Source organism: Pseudomonas sp. BF-B-15 (assembly GCF_019946675.1).
Classification (GTDB): Bacteria; Pseudomonadota; Gammaproteobacteria; order Pseudomonadales; family Pseudomonadaceae; genus Aquipseudomonas; species Aquipseudomonas migulae.
In genome coordinates this window covers 1-3659 of sequence record NZ_JAGYFZ010000196.1, presented here as the reverse complement: position 1 = coordinate 3659, position 3659 = coordinate 1, and the positions used below count along the sequence as shown (strand labels likewise).

At 62.3% G+C, this 3659-nt stretch carries 3 protein-coding genes; all 3 read right to left on the bottom strand.

What is annotated here, in order from left to right; translation table 11 throughout:
- Positions 1-249: 249 nt before the first annotated feature.
- Genes KGA97_RS29210 through KGA97_RS29200 form a run of 3 tightly spaced genes read right to left on the bottom strand, consistent with a single transcriptional unit; the run spans position 250 to position 3578 of the window.
- On the bottom strand, positions 250-1308 hold the full coding sequence (locus KGA97_RS29210; RefSeq protein WP_008029136.1) for an ABC transporter substrate-binding protein: 1059 nt from the start codon (positions 1306-1308) through the stop codon (positions 250-252).
- A gap of 36 nt (positions 1309-1344) precedes the next feature.
- Positions 1345-2397, bottom strand: coding sequence for an ABC transporter substrate-binding protein (locus KGA97_RS29205; protein ID WP_008029138.1), 1053 nt, complete (start codon positions 2395-2397; stop codon positions 1345-1347).
- Between the two features lie 20 nt (positions 2398-2417).
- Positions 2418-3578 carry an LLM class flavin-dependent oxidoreductase gene (locus KGA97_RS29200; protein ID WP_192417597.1) on the bottom strand — a complete coding sequence of 387 codons (1161 nt, stop codon included), beginning with the start codon at positions 3576-3578 and terminating at the stop codon, positions 2418-2420.
- Between the last annotated feature and the right edge of the window lie 81 nt (positions 3579-3659).

Genomic DNA, 3659 nt, shown 5'->3' with positions numbered 1-3659 from the left:
GGGGGGTGTTGCTGGGCGAGCAATGCGGTGATGTTGAATACGCCATCGCCGGAACGCCGCCCGCAGCAAGCCGGCTCCTACACGGGGTCGCGGCGCACGCGGATTAACGGTTGGAATCGTGAGACGCCTTCGCGGGCAAGCCTCGCTCCTACAGGGGTGGTGTGTCGTTCAAATTTATTGTGGCCGACACACAACCCCTGTAGGAGCGAGGCTTGCCCGCGAAGGCGCCCTCACAAATGACAAAAAACCTCAAACCGCCAATCGTGACGTCGAACCAATCACCTTTTCCAGCACGCTGAAATCAATCCACTCACGCACATCAAAACGGCGTGGAATGAAATCCCAGCGATGCAGGAAATCGGTGAAATCCTGCAACGCTTCAATCGAGCGCGCATCCAGGGTCGTACGCAAACGCCGATGCGCATCTTCACCATACGCAGCGGCCACCCAGTACTCGCTGGTATTGAGTTCCCGCGCCAAAAAGCGTCGGGTTTCTTCCGGATTGGCCCACGCCCATTGCTCGGTGCGCAGCACGGTGTCGACGATTTTCACGCTGGCATCGAAATGTTCGTGCAGCAGGTGCGTGTCCACGGTCAGGGTCCGTGGCGTGCCGTTGTTCGAGCGAATCAACGGGTCAGGGTGCGAGCCGGTATCGACCACCACCTGCAAGCCGAACTCGTTCGCCAGGTGCACGGCGTGCGCACCCTTGAGGAAAATCGCGTCGATGTCGCCGCGCAGCAGTCCGATCAGTTCGTTGTTGCGCTTGCTGAAGCGCGTGACACCGAGGCTGACTTCCGAGCCGAAGACATGCTGTTTTTGATCGTCGCTGTAAGTACCGCCGTAGGGGTAATCCACCAGCTCGACGTCGGACACCTCCAGGCCTTCAAGCTTGAGGGCGTTTTCCAGTCCGCGCAGGGCCTGGGCGCGGGTGAAATCGATCTGCACGTTGGCCCATTTCGGCAGGCCGAAGCGGCGGTTCTTCAGGTCGCGAATGCTCTTCACGCCGCTTTCCGCAGTGGTCAGGATCAACTGCACCTCGTCGCTCCAGGACAACCCCAATACCCGGGTTTGCACGCCGCTGGCGTAGGCCCAGATCGCTGGAATATTGCCGCCGTGGCGCACCGAATTTTTCAGGTGATGGTCGTAATGAGCTTCGCGAACTTCCCGTTCACTGGACTCGCGCAAGGACTGGATATTGGTGCCGAACGGCAGAAAGGCTTCCGCCAGGCGTCCGGACTGCACGGCGATGCCAAGCCCGGTGGGCACCGGGCTGTGGGTGTACCAAAGGGTATCGAGTGGTTTGCTCATAAGGGTCTTCAGTTCCAATCCATGAAATCCGGCGGGTTAGCCAGCCAGTGCGGTGGGTGTTGCCAGCAGCGCTTGCAACGGCCGCGGATCGATCCAGTCGCGCACGTCGAAGCTTTTCGGGATGAAGCGCCAGCGATGCAGGAAGTGGGTGAAATCCTGCAACGCGGCGATGGCCTGTTCGTCGAGTTCGGTGCGCAGGCGCAGGTGCGCGTCGTCGCCGTACGCGGCGCTGACCCAGTACTCGCTGCTGTTGGTTTCCCGAGCCAGGTAGCGACGGGTTTCTTCCGGGTGGGTGTGCGCCCATTGTTCGGCGCGCAGCACCGAATCAAGAATGCCGGTGGCCACATCGAAATGCTGGTCCAGCAGGTTCAGGTCCACGGCCAGTGTGCGTGGGGTGCCGTTGTTGCTGCGAATCAGCGGTTCCGGGTGCGAACCGGTGTCGATCACCGTGTGCAGGCCGAACTCGTGGGCCTGCCGGGCGGCACTCGCGCCCTTGAGGAAAATCGCATCGACCTCACCGCGCAGCAGGCCCACCAGTTCCAGGTTGCGCCCCTCGACCCGCTGCGCGCTGACCGGCGTGCCGTTGACGGTTTGCACCTGCGGGTCGCTGAACGTGCCGTCATAACGGAAGTTCACCAATTGCACGTCGCCGACTTGCAGGCCTTCGAGTTTCAGGGCGTTTTCCAGGCCTCGCAGGGCCTGGGCGCGGGTGAAGTCGATCTGCGCGCCAGCCCAGTCCGGCAAGCCGAAACGACGGTCCTTGAGGTCCTTGACGGTTTTGATGCCGCTGTCGGCGCGGGTCAGGATCAGTTGCACTTCATCAGCCCAGGACAGGCCGATGACCCGGGTTTCCCGGCCCTGCGCACGGGCCCAGATTGCCGGGATGTTGCCGCCGTGGCGTACCGAGTTGCGCAAGGTGTGATCGAAGTGCGATTCGCGAACCGCTTTGTCAGTGGACTCGCGCAGCGATTGAACCTCGGTGCCGAGCGCGCCGACGGTGTCTTGCAGCCAGCCTTTTTGCACGGCGATACCGAGCCCGGTCGGGACCGGGCAGCGGGTGTACCAGAGGGTGTCGAGGGCTTGCGTCATGAATGATTCTCCCGCCGCGCTCAGGCGCTGGCCTTCAAGTGAGTTTGCGGTTGGGCGACAGGGCGCTGATGCACCAGCGGCAGCACTTCCTGCCCGATGCGCAGGGCTTCTTCCAGGTGCGGATTGCCGGCGAGGATGAAGGTCGAGAAACCGGCGTCGCGGTATTCCGACAGGCGTTCGGCGATGTTCTGGTGACTGCCCACCAGGCCCACGGTCGGCCCGGGTTTGGCCTTGGCGAAACCGGCCCACAGGTTCGGGCCAATGATCAGGTCATCAAAGCGATCGACGTTCTGGTGGTAAGCCGTTTGCCGTGCGCCACCGACTGAATCGGAACCGCTGGTAAAGCCTTTGGCGACCACGCTGCTCTTGCCTTCGAGCTTGTCGAACTGGCGGCGCAGATCTTTCCAGGCCTGCTCTTCGGTTTCGCGTGCGAAGAGGTCGACGCGCAGGCCGAAGCGCACGCTGCGACCTTGTTTGTCCGCCAGTTCGCGGACGCGCTCGATGTGCGGCTTGAGCTTGTCGATCGGCTCGGCCCAATTCAGGTAAACGTCGGCATGTTTGGCGGCGACATCCAGCGCGGCATCGGAAAAACCGGAGAAATACACGCCGGGTTTGCGTTCGTTTTGCAAGCCATGGGGCAGGGCGCCGTTCTCCAGTTGGTAGATATCGCCGTCGTAGGAGAAACGTTCGTTCTGCCAAAGACCCTGGATGATGTCGAGGAATTCGCCGGTGCGCTTGTAGCGCAGGTCGTGTTCGAGGAAGTCACCGTTGGCCCGCTGACTGGCCGGGTTGCCGCCGGTGATGATGTTCCACTCCAGGCGGCCGCGACTGAGGTTTTGCAGGATGGCCGCTTGTTGCGCGGCATAGGCCGGCAAGGTCCAGGTGGCCTGGAAGGCGATCAGGAATTTGATCCGGCGGGTTTCCCGGGCCAGGGCCGCTGCGGCAATCCACGGCTCCGGGCCGGTGGGCAGCAGGGCGCCTTCGAACCCGGCCAGTTCCGCCGCTTTCGCGACCTGGGCGATGTAGTCGATGTAAGTGAAATCATCCGGTTCGCCGTTGGGCAAGCGCCCCGGTGCGATGTTGCCCGGTCGATAGTCCGGGTTGCCACGATTGTGTTTGTCGGTGGTCAGTTGCGGACCATCGGTGCCCAGCGGCAGACGCCAGAAAAATTCAGTGCTCATGGGATGCTCCTGATTCAAGTACGCGTTGCGTCGCGCAGGTGCGAGGACGCCTTGGCAGGGGTGGTTGCAACGGACATGCCA

Bases quoted from the DNA above. Each gene is read 5' to 3' on its own strand.
- KGA97_RS29205 (WP_008029138.1), bottom strand. From the start codon at position 2,397: ATGACGCAAGCCCTCGACACCCTCTGGTACACCCGCTGCCCGGTCCCG.
- KGA97_RS29200 (WP_192417597.1), bottom strand. From the start codon at position 3,578: ATGAGCACTGAATTTTTCTGGCGTCTGCCGCTGGGCACCGATGGTCCG.
- KGA97_RS29210 (WP_008029136.1), bottom strand. From the start codon at position 1,308: ATGAGCAAACCACTCGATACCCTTTGGTACACCCACAGCCCGGTGCCC.